Below are 567 nucleotides of genomic sequence, written 5' to 3'. Positions count from 1 at the left end.
GTTTCTCAAGGATGCAGAAGTGGTGGAGGGCGTTGTGGTCGATACCGCTTATGATCAGCACCGAAATGAATGCGTGAAGTTGCGTATGGAAACGCAAGAAAACCTTGTAATTTTAGACACTGTGAAACGCATGAGGGCTCTGGATGAAAACCCTCACTTTCATGAAGTTGAGTTTGCTTAGACGAACTTTGCCATTCGAGTTACTAGAATAGCCTCTAGCGCAGTGCGTATTTTGTCTTGGATCGGGACAGGCTTGCCGCTTTCTCTATCGACAAAGACGTGGATGAATTGGCCATTTGCGGCTGCTTGATTTTCTTTTTCGCGGAAAATAGCAATTCCATAAGTTACGGAGCTGGTGCCTAGCTTGTCGACACGTAAGCCAGCTTCAATCTTTTCTGGATATGCGATCGCACTGTGGTAGTTACAGTGCGAGTTAACGACATAGGCGATCGTTGATCCATTGTGAATATCTAGACCGCCTTCCTCGATAAGATATGCATTTGCGGCACTATCGAAATAGCTGTAGTACACCACGTTATTCACGTGGCCATAAAGATCATTGTCGCG

Annotated in this window: 2 protein-coding genes; one reads left to right on the top strand and one right to left on the bottom strand. The window is 45.9% G+C overall.

Annotated features, from left to right (window positions below; translation table 11 throughout):
• Positions 1–181 (top strand): Rho-binding antiterminator (locus A3739_RS15125; RefSeq protein ID WP_068501958.1); only part of this gene is annotated, 181 nt, incomplete at its 5' end.
• Here the strand turns inward: A3739_RS15125 and A3739_RS15120 are convergent.
• The coding region (locus A3739_RS15120; RefSeq protein ID WP_068501955.1) for a thioesterase family protein at positions 178–567 on the bottom strand (390 nt) is incomplete at its 5' end. The genes A3739_RS15125 and A3739_RS15120 overlap by 4 nt on opposite strands.

This window comes from Oleiphilus sp. HI0067, from assembly GCF_001635735.1.
This window is presented reverse-complemented; position numbering and strand designations above follow the sequence as displayed.